We start from the raw sequence: 13,163 nt of genomic DNA, 5'->3' as shown, positions 1-13,163 counted from the left end.
CAACCTTGCGCGGGAACGAACGCGGTGGTGTCGGCGTTGTCGATTGCTGTGACACTGACGCTCGCCGTGCTCGGCGACTCCATCGCCTACGGGCAGGGCGCGTCCAGCCCCGACGACACCGTCGGGGCGAGACTGGCCGCGGCGCTGACCGCGGCGGGCACGCCGGCGCAGGCGCGGGTCTTCGCGGTGCCCGGCGCCGACAGTCAGGGCCTCGCGGATCAGGTCCGCCGGGCGACGGCCGCGGCGCCGGATCTGGCGCTCATCATCGTCGGCGCCAACGACCTCACCCACTTCGTCCCGCCGCAGCGGGCCGCGGCCCTGCTCAGGGACGCGGTCCGCGCCCTGCGCGCCGCCGGCGCCGAGGTGGTGGTCGCGCCCGCACCCGACCTGAGCGTCATCCCGTGGGTGCCGCCGCAGTTGCGGCTGGCCGTCCGCGCCGGCAGCCACGCGCTGCAGCAGGCCCAGACCCTCGCGGCGCGCACGGCGGGCGCCCACATCGCCGACATCGGCCGGAGCGCGGCCGCGTTCGCCGCGGAGCCGGCGCTGTTCAGCCCGGATCGCTTCCACCCGTCCAGCGCTGGGTATGCGGTGATCGCGACCGCCCTGACCCCCACCGTCCGGGCCGCCGTGGCAGCCCGCAGCACGACCACCTGACGAGACAGTGAACCGGTCAGGAATCAAGAAGCGGCCCGGACCTGGGCGTTCCTAGGGTTGCACCCATGGAAAACGAACTGCTGGCACTCAAGTATCACCACATCACCGTGAGCGACTGGGACGCGTCGCTCGCCTTCTACACCGAGGCGCTCGGCCTCGAGGTGCAGAACGACATCGGGGAGGGCGCGGCCCGTTGGGTCACGCTCGGCGGCAAGGACCAGAACGGGCTGCAGTTCGTGCTGTCGCTGCCGCAGGCCGGTCGCACCGAGGCGGACGCCGAAGCCCTGCAGGAGCTGCTGTCCAAGGGTGTCCTGCCGATGATCGTCCTCAGCACCGACGACCTCGACACGGCGTTCGAGCGGGTGCGGTCCTCCGGCGCCGAGGTGCTGCAGGAGCCGATCGAGCGGCCGTGGGGCCCGCGCGACTCGGCGTTCCGCGACCCGTCCGGCAACACCGTGCGGATCCAGCAGGGCTGACCGCGCCGCCGGCAGCGTCAGCGCCGGAAGCCGCCGGCTGTGTCAGTGCCGGAAGCCGCCCGGCTGTGTCAGTGCCGGAACAGGCGCACGCCGGTGCGCACGTGCGTGACGCCCAGCCGTTCGCACGCTTCGAGCACGGCGGTCGAGCGGATCGAGTCTCCCGGCTCGGCGATGTACCGCACGCCGTGCCGGACCGCCTCCTCGACGTTGTCGGGGAACGGCAGCGCACCGTCGGACACGAACGCGACCCCGTCGAGGTCCCGCAGCCACCCCGCCGGGTCGGGAATCGCCCCGACCCGGCGCAGCTGCGCCGCGACCCGGTCCTGCACCTTCGCCGCGGCTTCAAAGGCCTGGCACGACGGGTGGCGGCGCAGCCACCAGGTGGACGCCTTGGCGCCGGCGAGGCGGGTGCAGTCGACCCGGGACTGCTGTCCGGCGCCGATCCCCAGCGCCATCCCGTCGCGCACGTACGCGACCGAGTTCGACTGGGTGTACCGGACCACGACGAGACCGAGCAGCAGGTCGTCGACGGCGCCGGCCGGCAGGCGCGGATCGGCGAGCAGCGCGCGGGTCAGGGGCGCGGCGTCGCGGGGCTGGGTGAGGCGCAGCCCGTAGACGTCGCGGGTCTCCACCGCCGGTGGCTCGTAAGCCGGGTCGGCCTCCACGACGAGGAACCGGCCGCCCTTCTTCGCCGCGAGGGTCGCCACGACCCCCGGCTCGAACCCGGGTGCGACGATGCCGTCGGACACCACCCGCCGCAGCAGGTCGGCCAGTTCCGCGTCGACGGGCTCGGACACCGCGACGAAGTCACCGTAGGAGCTCTTCGGATCGGCGTCCCTCGCCCGCACGTAGGCACTGGTCAGCGCCCCGGTCCGGCCCGGATCCAGCCGGTACGTGTGCGCCATGACCGCGTCGACGGGACCCGCGGTCGCGGCACCGGCCGGTGACACGTGCTTGAACGACGCCGCGACCGGTCGCCCGAGCGCCGCTGCGGCCTCCCGGACCAGCTGCCAGGCACCGGCGGCGTCCAGGACGTTGATGTACGACGGCTGCCCGTGCACCATCCGCAACGGTCGCCGCTCCGGCTCGATCGGCACCGCGGTCGCCGCCGTCTGGTGCGGGTTCATGCCATACCGCAGGTCCATGTCGCCTCCGAAGCGCAGATGTCTGCTTCCGGAGGCGCCCAGGCGGTCGGCGCCACACCCTCGATCCGGCCGGGTCCCCGGTGGTGCTCCACCCTCGCCAGTACCCGCCCGCGGACAGGGTACCGAATCATTGTTACGGCACGCCTGGCATGATCATCCGGCCGAGGAGGTCGTCGCCGATGGGACTGTTCAAACGCCGCGTGTTGCCACCGGTGGAACGGCTCATGGCCGCCGCCGGCCTGCCGACCGCGGGTGGCCCGATCCCGATGCCGGACCTCGCCATGGAGGTGACCCGCCGCGGTAACGGCCGGATCGGGCGGGTGCTCGCCGTCGTCGAGGAACTGCTGGCGGCGGGCGGCGACGACGAGATCGTCGCGCTGCGGCTCATCGAGGAGGTGCAGAACGTGCTGTCACACGGCAGTGAGGGCTTTCTCACCACGGCGGACGTGCTGCCGTTGCGCGGCCTGCGGACCGTCGAGGGCTGGGAGACCGCGGACCGGTTCTGGGCGGCCGTCGTCGACTGGTGCGACGTGAACGCGGTCGAGCTCAAACCGGCCGCGGCGCTCGACGTCATCCAGCACCCGGCGCTCCGGGCGACCATCTGGCCGACGTGCCGCCGGCTCGCCGACGGCCGCCGGGTCGACCTCGCCGACGTGCTGCAGTACGAGAAGGCGACCGGCATCCCGATGACCGCGTTCCGCCCGGCCTGAGGCTCCAGGCCGAGCGGAACGGACGCCTTCCGGCGGTCCAGGCTCAAGCGGCCCGGTGGTAGCGGCTCAGGACCGTAGGGCCAATGTGTTCGGACGACAGGCATTCCAGGTGGGCTGGCGGGCACTCGGGGAACAGCCGGCGCCCGGTGCCGGCGATGGTGGGGAAGGTCAGGAGCCGGTACTCGTCGATCAGGTCCTCGGCCAGCAGCGCGTGCACGACGCTGAGGCTGCCGGCGACGACCAGGTCCCGCTCGGCCCGCTTGACCGTGTCCACGAGGTCGCCGTCGACGACGGACGAGTTCGCCCAGGCCGAGACGTCCGGCAGGGTGTTCGAGACGACCAGCTTGGGCACGGCGTTCATCCGGGCGGAGAAGGGGTCGTCGCGGTGCGGCCACAGCTTCGAGAAGGCCTGCCAGGTGGTGCGGCCCAGCAGCAGGGCCCCGTCGTCGAGGAGGCTGCCGAGGCGGAACTTGTCACCCGCGACCGGGGCGGGTCCGTGCCGGAACGCCCAGCCGCCGGTCGGCGTGCCGTCCCTGCCGTCGGGGTCGGACACGATGCCGTCCACGGTGATGAACTCGATGACGATGACGCTCACGATGATGTCCTCTCGGTCGGTGCTCGCCGGTACGTACCAGCGGCGCCGCCGGAACTCATCGCGGCCGGCGCAACATTTCGACGGGCAGCTCGAACAGCGCGAACACGGCCGGGTCGGCGAACACGACGTTGCGCGCCACCCGGCCGCCGGTGACGCTGAACACCTGCAGCGTGTGCAGCCGGAACCCGCCGTCGGGCTGCGGGGTGTACGCGGCGAGCGCCGGCTGCCCGTTGGCCGTGAGGTGCTGGACGGCCCAGCCGGTGCCACGGAGGCGGAACACGCGGTCCATGAACAGCCCGTAGTCGCCGCGGCCCCGGTACCACAACGGCACCGGCGGCATCTCCAGGATCGCGTCGTCGGCGAGCAGGCGGACCAGCGCCGGCACGTCCGCCGCCTCGAACGCCCGCGCGTAGCGGTCGATGACCGCGCGGGTCGCCGGGTCATCGGGCTCGGTGACCTCGTCGATCCCGCCGATGCCGGTGAGCGCGGCGCGGGCCCGTTGCAGCGCGCTGTTGACGGCCGGGACCGTGGTGCCCAGGTGCCCGGCGACCTCGGCGGCGCTGAAGTCGAGCACGTCGCGCAGCAGCAGCACGGCCCGCTGGCGGGGCGGGAGGAACTGCACCGCCGCCACCAGTGCGAGCCGCAGGTCGGTGCGCACCTGCGGGTCCACCCGGGCGTCCGGGAACGGCTGCAGCCACGCGACGTCGAACGCCGGGGTGAGCGGCGCCTCCGGATCGTCGGCGGGCGCGCCCAGCCCGGAGGGCAGCGGCCGCCGGGCCCGTCCGGCGAGGGCCGTCAGGCAGGCGTTGGTGGCGATCCGGTACAGCCAGGTGCGCACCGACGCCCGGCTGCTGTCGTAGGAGTCGCGGGCCTTCCACGCACGCAGCATCGTCTCCTGCGCCAGGTCCTCGGCGTCGTGGAACGAGCCCAGCATCCGGTAGCAGTACGCGATCAACTCACCCCGGAACGGTTCGTACTCCACCCGCCCATCATCTACGGTGACGCAGACCGAGACACCATTCCCGCAGGGGGCACGTATGGCACGGATCGATCCGGTGGAGATCATCGCGAAGGTGAGCGAGGAGAACGGCAAGCAGCGGGCGTTCGAGGTCTGGCAGCACAAGGCGGGCAAGGCGGGCTGGCCGGTGACCGTCGAGTCCGCGGTGGTCGACCAGCCGGGGCCGGAGTGCGGCGTCGTGGAGATCGAGGGCCTGCGGTACACCATCCGCCACGACCGGCGGGTCCGGCAGAGCATCGCCGGGACGTGGCAGTTCACCCACGCGGCCTGGGCGGAGCCGCTGCTGGACTGAGTCGCGAGCCCGGCGAGTGACGGGCGTCCATGACGCGGCTCTCAGTGCGGGCACAGCGATCCAGGACGATGATGCAGGTATGACGGCGGTGTTGGAACGTCCGACCGCAGTGCTCGTCGCGGTGTCCCGGCCGTGGTTCTGGCCGGTGTCCTGGGTGCCCGCCTATCTCGGCACGGTCCTGGCCGGCCACGCGTGGCTGCCGGAGCGCGCCGACATGCCGCGGGCCCTCGTCGCCCTCCTCGTCCTCGGCCCGCTGATCTGGGGCGCGGTCCTCGCCCAGAATGACCTGCAGGATCTGCGCAGCGACCGGGACAACCCGCGCAAGGCGACGGCACCACTGGTCACCGGAGCGGTCTCCGCGAAGCGTTTGCGGATGTGGTACCGGTGGATCGCGCTCACCGCCGTCGCCGCCGCCCTGTACGTGGGGCCGCTGTTCGTGCTGGGCGTGGCCGGCGTGCTGCTGCTCGGCTGGGCGTACAGCGTGCCGCCGCTGCGGTTGAAGACCCGGCCGGGCTGGGACGTCGCGGTCAACGCGCTCGTCGTCGGGGTGGTGTCGCCGGCCGCGGGCTGGGCGATCACCCGCCCGCCGTGGGAGTTCCCGTGGCAGTTCGGGCTGATCGGCCTGCTGTTCGCCGCCGCCCTGTACGTCCCGACCACCGTCACCGACCTCGCCGCCGACACCGGCGCCGGCGACACCACGTTCGCCGTGCGGTTCGGGCCGCGGTTCGCGCACCGGCTCGGCGTCGCGCTGTGGGGTGCCGCCCTCGCGTTCTCGGTCGCCTGCGCGTGGCTCGACGTGCTGGTGCCGCGCTCGACGCTCGTGCCGCAGCTGCTGATGACCCCGGTGCTCCTCGCCGGGTACGCGATCCTGACCCGGCGGCCCACCATCACCAGGATGGCCGTGCTGTCGGTGCTGTTCGGCATCCCCACGATCGGTTTCGCGCTCGCGTACATCGGCTGACCCTGCGCTTGACCTTGCCCAAGGGGCGTACCGCAGACTCGGGGTTGTGGACGGGAAGCACCTGCTGGCGGGGGAGTTCGGGGCGGCGGCGCGGCTGTCGCCGAAGGCCCTGCGCCTGTATGCGGAACAGGGGCTGCTCGTGCCCGCCCGGGTCGACCCGGCGAGCGGCTACCGCTACTACAGCCCCGACCAGCTGCGCCGGGCCCGGCTCATCGGAAGGCTGCGGTCGCTCGGGGTGCCCCTCGCGCGGATCGCGTTCCTGGCCGACCTCACCCCGCAGGCGCGGTCGCTCGAGCTACGGGGGTGGTTGCGCAGTGAGCGCGACCGGCTCGACGAACGCGCCGCGGTGGTCGAGGCCATCGACCGCTCCTACGAGGACGTCACCCTCATCGAGGCGGTCCGCCTGCGGGACGTGCCGGCGACCAAGGTCGTCTGCCGCAGCCGGCAGGTCGACACCGTTGCCCTGCCGGAGCTGATCCGCGCCGCCCAGCACGACATCCGGGCGCACCTGCGCGCTTCGGGGCTGCCGCCCGACGGCCCGATGCGGGTCGGTTTCGGGGACCTCGTCACCCCGGAGAGCGAGGCGACGGTCGAGGTGGCGATCGCCTACGAGGGCACCGCCGAGCCGGTGGACGACCTGTACATCCGGCTGGTGCCGGCGCACACCGAGGCGTACGTGCCGGTGCCCGCGCCGCTGGAGGACTACCCGCTGATCCTGCGGGTGTACGACGCGGTCGAGGCGTGGACCGACTACCGGCCCGGGGTGACGTGCACCGGCCGGCCGTACGAACGCTATCCAGGCACCGGGGCGGCGCGTTTCGACGTCGCGTATCCGGTCTCACGCTGATTGCGAGGACCCTTCCGTGCGTCATCTGGCCTACGTGGGCAACGGCCCGTACTGCTACGCCAACTCGTTCGCGATGCTGCTGGGCTCCCGCGGCCCGTCGACCGCGGTCATCGAGGTCACCACCGGCGGGCCGTTCGGCATGCAGCTCGTCGGCGGCACGCAGCCGTTCTTCGACGCGTACGGCTGGAACCCCGGCATCGGCTGTGACCGGGCCCTCGCGGCGATCGGCTGGACCTCGGCCGTGCACCACGGCGGCGACGCCGGCGACGCGCTCGCCCGGCTCAGGTCCGCCGCGTCCCAGGGGCCGGTGTGGGTGGGCCCGCTGGAGATGGGGTACCTCTACCATCAGCCCGAGATGACCGGCCCGATCGGTGCCGATCACTTCGTCGTCGTCCTGGACGTCGACGACGAGCGGGTCCTCATGCATGACCCGCACGGCTACCCGTACGCCGACATGCCGGTCGGCGACTTCATGGTCGCGTGGCGGGCGGAGACGGTGAGCTACGGCGACCCGTACACCATGCGCACCGGCTTCTCGCAGGTCGCCGACGTGACCGAGACCGATGCGATCCGCGCCGCCATCCCGGCCGCGGTCGACTGGTTGGGGATGCGTTCGGACGCCGGCCTGCCGCCCCGCAGCCTCGGCAACGCTGCCGCGGCCGAGCGGCTCGCCGAGCTCGTCGAGGCCGGCGCCGGCGACGGGCTGCGCGAACACCTGATCTACTTCGCGGTCCGGGTCGGCGCGCGCCGGCTCAGTGACACCGCCGACTGCCTGCTCCTGGCCGGCTACCCCGCCGCGGCGGACGTCGCCGCGAGGCAGGCCCGGCTGGTCGGCTCGCTGCAGCGCCCGATGGTCAACGGCGACCTGCCGGCGGCCGCGGCCGCGCTGCGCGCCCTCGCCCCGACCTACGACCAGCTGCGGGCCGCCCTGTCCTAGCCGCTTATGATCTTGTCGTGTTTCCTTATCAGCCCGACAGCCTGATGTCCGCCGACGACGTGTACGACGGGCCGCTGCGCGCGCAGTTCGACGCGTTCCTGGAGGAGCATCGTGCCGCGCTGGACGAGTGCCTGGACGGGCTCACCGAAGAGCAGGCCCGGCGGTCGCTGGTGCCGTCCCTCACGACGCTGCTCGGGTTGGTCAAGCACGTGACGTTTGTGGAGAAGGTCTGGTTCGACGAGGCCGTGACCGGCCGGTCCCGGGCCGAGATCGGCATCCCGGCGACGCCCGATGAGAGCTTCATCCTCGACGACGGCGACACGATCGAGACCGTTCGCCGGGCCTACCGGGCGGCGTGCGAGGCGTCGCGGCTGGCGACGGCGCCGCTCGGCCTGGACGACGTGCTGCCCGGGAACCGGCGCGGGCCGTTGCCGCTGCGCTGGGTGTATCTGCATGTGCTGCGGGAGATGGCCCAGCACTGCGGCCACGCGGACATTCTGCGCGAACAGGTGCTCGCAGCCGGCCGTTAGGCTTTGGGCTTTGGGCTTTGGGCTTTGGGCTTTGGGTTTTGCGGCTTTGGGTTTAGGCGCCGCGGCGGCGTTGGGCGGTGGCCGGCTTCGCCTTGCTGCGGGCGGCCTTGGCCGGTTTCGCCTTGGCGCGCGCCGGCGTCTTGGCTTTCACCGGCGCTGCCTTGGGCCGCTCACCCAGGGCGGCCTCCTCCTCGCGCAGGGCCTGCAGGCGCCGCTCCTCGCGCTTGTTCTCGGCGTGCGTCTCGCGCTCCCGGGTGAGCCACGCCGGCGGGTCGGCGGCCAGGGCGGCGATCTGCTCGGTCGTGAGCGGGTCCGTGATGCCCCCGCGCGCCAGCCCGCTGTTGGACACCCGCAGCCGGGCGGCGACCACATTGCGCGGGTGCGGCCCGTCGCGGCGCAGGTCGGCGAGCCACTGCGGCGGATTGTGCTGCATCTCGTCGAGCTCCTCGCGGGACACCATCCCGTCCTGGAACTCCTGCGGGGTCGCGGGCAGGTACACGTCAAGCTTCAGCGCCGCCGTGGAGGGCTTCATCACCTGGGACTTCTTCGGCTTGCTCACGGGGCTCAGGGTAGCTGCCCGTGCGGTGGCGCTTTTGTGTCGGGGGTGGCGGGTACCCTGGCCGGGTCAGGGTCGACGACGCTTGGGAGGTGCTGTGACGTTCCGCCTGCTCGTCGTCCCCGGTGTCACCGTGGACAAGTGGACGCGGATGTGGTCCGAGCGGCTGCCGGACGTCGAGCTGCGGGTGGAGCCCACCGAAGCCGCCGACGCGCCCGGGCTGCTGACCGCGGGTGCGGACGCGGGGCTGGTCCGGTTGCCGGTCGATCCGCTCGAGTTCCATGCGATCCCGTTGTATACCGAAGCCACCGTCGTCGTGGTGCCCCGCGAGCACCTGCTCGCCGCCGCCGACCAGCTGACGGTTGCCGACCTGGCCGACGAGACGCTGCTCAGCCCGCTCGACGACGTGCTGACCTGGTCTTCCCCGCCGTGCCCGGTGCTGGCGGAGCGGCCGGAGAGCACGGCCACGGCGGTCGAATGGGTCGCGGCGGAGGTCGGCGTGCTGGTCGTGCCGCAGTCGCTGGCCCGGGCGCATCACCGCAAGGACCTGACGTATCGGGTGGTGACCGACGCGCCCACGTCGTCGGTCGCGCTGGCGTGGGTCCGCGACCGGCACACCGACCTGGTCGAGGAGATGATCGGCATCGTCCGCGGCCGGACCGCCAACAGCACCCGGGGGCGCGCCCAGGACCAGCCCACCGATTCACCCGCCGGCGCTCCCGCCACCCAGCCCACGCGCCAGGCGGCGGCTCGCCAGCAGGCCAGACAGCCAGGCGGCCAGCAGGGCGGCGGCCAGCAGGGCCGGCAGGGTGGCGGCCAGCAGAGCCGGCAAGGCGGTGGGCAGCAGGGCAAGCAGGCGGGCAAGCCCGGCGCGGGCCGGGGTGCCTCGACGCGCGGAGGCCCCGCCAAGCGGCGTGGCCGCTGACGTCTCCAGCGTGATCCGGGGCCTGCGGGGTGCGGCTGCGTGGTGGCCGTTCTCCCCCGAGCGTCTGTGACAGCTGCCGGTTGCGGTCCTTGGCGAGGGTAATCCGCTTGGAGTGGATCCTGGTGTCGGTCCTCGGGGCTCGGTGGTTTCGCACGGCCCTGGCGGGCCGCGCGGTGGAGTAGCGCGGTCACCGTCCGTGCCGTCTTGCGGTGATGCCAAGCCAGGGTCTGCCCTCGCATGATCCAGGCCCGTCGAGGTCATCATTCGGTGGTGCCACACCGTCGCTGGTCACAAACAACCCGGTGCATCCTCGTTACCTGGTGGATTGGTGGTCGCCCGCGGTCACCAATCCACCAGGTAGTTCAAGATTTCTGTTCGGGAGCACCGGTACCGACCAGTCCGGCAATCGATGGTTCTCGTTCTTTGGCGGAAGGCGGTGTTGGCGCACCGAATGACGACCTCGGCGGACCTGGATCAGGCGAGGGCGGACCTGGCTTGGCATCACCGCAAGACGGCACCGGCCGGGACCACGCAACCCTGTCGCACGGCCGAAGGCCGGGCGGTGCCATCAAGTCCCCGCGCCTGTTGCTGAATATCTGAAGGTCTGGACGATCAGAGCGACGCGAACCGCAACAGACCGACGGTGCGCGGCCCGCTACGGACCGCCTCGGCGGCGAGGGATAACCCGACGGGCGAGGAACGATGGCGGGCACGGCACAATTCACGGGTGGAAACCGGAGCGGCGGAAGTGCATGCGGTGCTGGACGCGCTTGCGGGGGTTGGCTGTCCGTGCTGGATCTCCGGTGGGTGGGGTGTCGACGCGCTGGTCGGGCGGCAGACGCGCCCGCATCGCGACCTCGACCTCGCCATCGACGCGGCCAGGGAGGCCGACGCGCTGCGGGTCCTCGCGGAGCGTGGCTACGTCGTGGAGACCGACTGGCGGCCGGTCCGCGTCGAGGTCGTGGCATCCGGCCTGGGGCGCGTCGACCTGCACCCAGTGGTGTTCACGGATGGCGATGGCCGGCAGGCCGGCCTCGACGGCGACTGGTTCGACTACCCGGGTGTCGACCTCACCACTGGCCTGATCGCCGGGCGCCCGGTGCCGTGCATCTCGGCGCGCCTGCAGCTCGCCTTCCACCAGGGCTACGAACCGCGCGACGTCGACGTCCTGGACCTGCGCCTCCTGCAGGAGCTGACGTGACCATGCGGCTGCACGTGGGATGCGCGATGTGGACGCTCAAGGCCTGGCAGGGTCGCTTCGTGGCGAACGCCCTGCCGGCGGGCGAGCGGCTGCGGGCGTATGCCGGCTGGTGCAACGCGGTGGAGGGCAACACGACCTTCTACGCCACCCCGACCAGGGAGACGGTGGCGACGTGGGCGCAGCAGACCGATCCCGGCTTCCGGCTCGTGGTCAAGCTGCCGAAGCGGATCACCCACGAGCGCCGCCTCACCGACGTCGCGGCCGACGTCCGCGCGTTTCTCGACGCGGTCGAGCCGCTGGGGACCCGCGCCCACGCCTTGTGGATCCAGTTGCCCGGGTCGTTCGGCCCCGACGACGTGCCGGTGCTGAGCGGTTTCCTGCGCCGGATGCCGGCGGAGCACCGGTATGCGGTCGAGGTGCGCCACCCCGGCTTCTTCACCGACGCCCGCTCGACCGCCGGCCTCGAGGCGGCGTTGGAGAACACCGCGGCCGAGTGGATTCCGTTCGACACCACCGCGTTCTTCCGTAGCCCGCCCACCAGCGACGCCGAGCGTGACGCCTGGAGCAAGAAGCCGCGGATGCCGTTGCGGACGGTGGCGTTGACGGAGCGGCCGATCGTGCGGTACCTCGGCCGCGACGACGACGACAGCACCGTCGAAGGGTGGCAGGGCTGGCTCGACGTCGTCACCGCGTGGCTGCGGGAAGGCCGCTCGCCGACGGTGTTCGTGCACACCCCGGACAACGCGGACGCGCCCGCACTCGCCCGCCGTTTCCATGACGCCGTCCGCGCGCGGCTGCCGCAGCTGGAGCCGCTGCCCGACCCGGAGCCGGTCGAGCCGCTCACCCTGTTCTGAGGCGCCCCGCCGACACTGACGCGCCCGCCGACACTGACGCGCCCGCCGACACTGACGCGCCCGCCGACACTGACGCGCCCGCCGACACTGAGGCGCCCGCCGACACTGAGGCGCCCGCCGACACTGAGGCGCCCCGCCGGCCGCGTGGCCGGCGGGGCGCCCAGTTGACTCAGCGCAGGGACCAGACCTGGTTGGACTGGGTGCCGGGGCCGCCGTAGCAGTCCCAGATCTGCAGGCCGGTGCCGTTGGCGGTGCCGCGGCCGGTGGCGTCCAGGCACTTGCCCGAGGCCGGGTTCACGATCGTGCCGTTGCCGTTGACCACCCACTGCTGGGCGGAGTTGTTCAGGCAGGTCCACAGCCACACCTGGGCGCCGTTGGCGGTGCTGGCGCCGCGGACGTCGAGGCACTTGCCCGACTGCGGGTTGACGAACGTGTTGCCGCTGCGGTTCCATTTCTGCGCGCCGCTGCCGTTGCAGTCCCATAGCTGCACCTTGGTGCCGTCGGCGGTGCCCTGGGCGTTGACGTCGACGCAGCGGCCGGAGCCCTGCCCGACGATCGTCTGCCCGCCGCCACCGCCACCGGTGGTGCTGTAGCTGAAGTTGGTGACGGCCATTCCGGCGCCACCCTGCCACGGCTCGAAGCCGGCCTGGACGCTGGTCATGTACCAGGAGTTCTGGGCGTATCCGCGGGCGAGCATGTCGTTGTAGAAGTCACGGACCGCGAAGCTGATCGAGCCGGTGCCGGCGGTGCGCACGTAGGACACGACGTTCCAGCCGATGTTGCCGAACCAGACGTCCCAGGTGCCGCCGGCGAGGTTCACCGTGGCGACTCGCCCGCCGACCGGCTGGGGAGCGCCGGCGTGGTTGAGCCACACCATCAGCTCCGCGCCGGTGTTCTGCCCGTCGGTGCGCGGCGTCGGGTCGAACCAGACGTCGTAGGCGGCGTCCCACTGCCCGCCGGCGTACGTCATCGAAACGCTGGTGTTCACGTTCTGGAATGTCGCGTCGGACACCCGCATCGGCATGCCGCTGCCGGACGTGCACAGGGTGTAGTGGCATCCGGCGAAGATCGACGGGTACGAGCCGGGCGCGCCGTTGGTCGGCTTGTTGTGATCCGAACGGGTCAGCTGGAAACCGTTCGCGGTCACGTTGATGCACTGGGTGGTGTCGTCACCCCAGTTGTTGTTCTGGACGTAGTACTTGCCGCCCTGAACGGCGGTCGAACCGAACTTCTCGCAGATCACCGTGTCGGCGTGCGCACTGGTGGTGGGCACGAGCGCGACGGTGGCAGCGGCGACACAGGCCGCGGCGGCGAGTATTGCGCGGACGCGTGGCAACATGAAGCTCCTTGCGGGTCTGGCGGAACCCTGGCTCTGGACGACACGCACCGTAGGCCAGCCGCGACCCGCCGTTCCACTTCTTTCGAAATATCGGCATCAATGTCCCGGGCCTCCCGGGGCATA

Annotated in this window: 16 protein-coding genes and 1 riboswitch; of the genes, 11 read left to right on the top strand and 5 right to left on the bottom strand. The window is 72.2% G+C overall.

The window, feature by feature from the left end; all coding sequences use genetic code 11:
• The first annotated feature begins 27 nt into the window (after window positions 1-27).
• Together Dsi01nite_RS18405 and Dsi01nite_RS18400 are read left to right on the top strand one after the other, a co-directional pair.
• Window positions 28-654, top strand: a complete 627-nt coding sequence (locus Dsi01nite_RS18405; RefSeq protein WP_373318790.1) for a GDSL-type esterase/lipase family protein — start codon at window positions 28-30, stop codon at window positions 652-654.
• Window positions 655-719: 65 nt separating this feature from the next.
• Window positions 720-1,130, top strand: coding sequence for a VOC family protein (locus tag Dsi01nite_RS18400; protein WP_203847399.1), 411 nt, complete (start codon window positions 720-722; stop codon window positions 1,128-1,130).
• 68 nt (window positions 1,131-1,198) lie between these two features.
• Here the strand turns inward: Dsi01nite_RS18400 and Dsi01nite_RS18395 are convergent, their stop codons facing one another.
• On the bottom strand, window positions 1,199-2,293 hold the full coding sequence (locus tag Dsi01nite_RS18395; protein ID WP_275423393.1) for a hypothetical protein: 1,095 nt from the start codon (window positions 2,291-2,293) through the stop codon (window positions 1,199-1,201).
• Between the two features lie 11 nt (window positions 2,294-2,304).
• Window positions 2,305-2,390: riboswitch (ZMP/ZTP riboswitch) on the bottom strand.
• A gap of 64 nt (window positions 2,391-2,454) precedes the next feature.
• Between Dsi01nite_RS18395 and Dsi01nite_RS18390 the strand changes: the two genes are divergently transcribed.
• Window positions 2,455-2,985, top strand: coding sequence for a hypothetical protein (locus Dsi01nite_RS18390; RefSeq protein WP_203847397.1), 531 nt, complete (start codon window positions 2,455-2,457; stop codon window positions 2,983-2,985).
• Window positions 2,986-3,028: 43 nt separating this feature from the next.
• Here Dsi01nite_RS18390 and Dsi01nite_RS18385 read toward each other — a convergent pair whose 3' ends face one another.
• Window positions 3,029-3,580, bottom strand: coding sequence for a dihydrofolate reductase family protein (locus Dsi01nite_RS18385; RefSeq protein WP_203847396.1), 552 nt, complete (start codon window positions 3,578-3,580; stop codon window positions 3,029-3,031).
• A gap of 55 nt (window positions 3,581-3,635) precedes the next feature.
• Complete coding sequence (locus Dsi01nite_RS18380; protein WP_275423392.1) at window positions 3,636-4,562, bottom strand: sigma-70 family RNA polymerase sigma factor; 927 nt, start codon at window positions 4,560-4,562, stop codon at window positions 3,636-3,638.
• 55 nt (window positions 4,563-4,617) lie between these two features.
• On the opposite strand from Dsi01nite_RS18380, the gene Dsi01nite_RS18375 reads away from it, so the two are divergent.
• The 5 genes from Dsi01nite_RS18375 (at window position 4,618) to Dsi01nite_RS18355 (ending at window position 8,165) form a co-directional block, all read left to right on the top strand.
• Complete coding sequence (locus Dsi01nite_RS18375; RefSeq protein ID WP_203847394.1) at window positions 4,618-4,890, top strand: hypothetical protein; 273 nt, start codon at window positions 4,618-4,620, stop codon at window positions 4,888-4,890.
• 79 nt (window positions 4,891-4,969) lie between these two features.
• Window positions 4,970-5,851, top strand: coding sequence for a UbiA prenyltransferase family protein (locus Dsi01nite_RS18370; RefSeq protein ID WP_203847393.1), 882 nt, complete (start codon window positions 4,970-4,972; stop codon window positions 5,849-5,851).
• A 46-nt stretch (window positions 5,852-5,897) separates the two neighbouring features.
• Window positions 5,898-6,698 (top strand): MerR family transcriptional regulator, encoded by an 801-nt coding sequence (locus Dsi01nite_RS18365; protein WP_308442061.1) that lies wholly within the window; start codon window positions 5,898-5,900, stop codon window positions 6,696-6,698.
• A 16-nt stretch (window positions 6,699-6,714) separates the two neighbouring features.
• A complete protein-coding gene (locus tag Dsi01nite_RS18360) occupies window positions 6,715-7,635 on the top strand; it encodes a YobF C-terminal domain-containing protein (protein WP_239135980.1) in 921 nt (306 codons plus the stop codon).
• A gap of 17 nt (window positions 7,636-7,652) precedes the next feature.
• Window positions 7,653-8,165: a DinB family protein gene (locus tag Dsi01nite_RS18355; RefSeq protein WP_239135979.1), complete on the top strand. Its 513-nt coding sequence runs from the start codon at window positions 7,653-7,655 to the stop codon at window positions 8,163-8,165.
• Between the two features lie 52 nt (window positions 8,166-8,217).
• On the opposite strand, the gene Dsi01nite_RS18350 is transcribed toward Dsi01nite_RS18355, so the two are convergent.
• Window positions 8,218-8,724 carry a DUF5997 family protein gene (locus Dsi01nite_RS18350; RefSeq protein WP_239135978.1) on the bottom strand — a complete coding sequence of 169 codons (507 nt, stop codon included), beginning with the start codon at window positions 8,722-8,724 and terminating at the stop codon, window positions 8,218-8,220.
• A 94-nt stretch (window positions 8,725-8,818) separates the two neighbouring features.
• Here Dsi01nite_RS18350 and Dsi01nite_RS18345 point away from each other — a divergent pair, with 94 nt between their 5' ends.
• The 3 genes from Dsi01nite_RS18345 (at window position 8,819) to Dsi01nite_RS18335 (ending at window position 11,701) form a co-directional block, all read left to right on the top strand.
• Window positions 8,819-9,646, top strand: a complete 828-nt coding sequence (locus tag Dsi01nite_RS18345) for a LysR family transcriptional regulator substrate-binding protein (protein WP_239135977.1) — start codon at window positions 8,819-8,821, stop codon at window positions 9,644-9,646.
• A gap of 727 nt (window positions 9,647-10,373) precedes the next feature.
• Window positions 10,374-10,847, top strand: a complete 474-nt coding sequence (locus Dsi01nite_RS18340) for a nucleotidyltransferase domain-containing protein (RefSeq protein WP_203847392.1) — start codon at window positions 10,374-10,376, stop codon at window positions 10,845-10,847.
• Between the two features lie 2 nt (window positions 10,848-10,849).
• Complete coding sequence (locus Dsi01nite_RS18335) at window positions 10,850-11,701, top strand: DUF72 domain-containing protein (RefSeq protein WP_505661190.1); 852 nt, start codon at window positions 10,850-10,852, stop codon at window positions 11,699-11,701.
• A 169-nt stretch (window positions 11,702-11,870) separates the two neighbouring features.
• Here the strand turns inward: Dsi01nite_RS18335 and Dsi01nite_RS18330 are convergent, their stop codons facing one another.
• Window positions 11,871-13,037 (bottom strand): GH12 family glycosyl hydrolase domain-containing protein, encoded by a 1,167-nt coding sequence (locus tag Dsi01nite_RS18330; RefSeq protein WP_425554367.1) that lies wholly within the window; start codon window positions 13,035-13,037, stop codon window positions 11,871-11,873.
• Window positions 13,038-13,163 lie beyond the last annotated feature (126 nt).

Source organism: Dactylosporangium siamense, assembly GCF_016862795.1.
GTDB lineage: Bacteria > Actinomycetota > Actinomycetes > Mycobacteriales > Micromonosporaceae > Dactylosporangium > Dactylosporangium siamense.
This window is presented reverse-complemented; position numbering and strand designations above follow the sequence as displayed.